Source organism: Planktothricoides sp. SR001 (assembly GCF_001276715.1).
In the GTDB taxonomy this organism is placed as follows: Bacteria; Cyanobacteriota; Cyanobacteriia; order Cyanobacteriales; family Laspinemataceae; genus Planktothricoides; species Planktothricoides raciborskii.
The window spans coordinates 81,486-81,723 of sequence record NZ_LIUQ01000030.1; positions in this window are offsets into that span (position 1 = coordinate 81,486).

Consider the following 238-nt stretch of genomic DNA (forward strand, 5'->3'; position numbering starts at 1 on the left):
CTACATATCCCGAATAGAAACCGGGTTTCTTGGTTTAACGCGAGGACTCAGAAACCGCCGAGGGTTAAAACCCCGGTCTAATAGCGTAAGTCGGTTAAAACCGACTGCGGATTATTTGGAAATTGGTAATATATTCGGTTTGATTTTGGCATGATTAAAATAGTCGGTTTTAACCGACTGTAGGGGTCAACGGCCGTTGACCCCTACAGGCGGGGATTTTAATCCCCGACGGATTTTA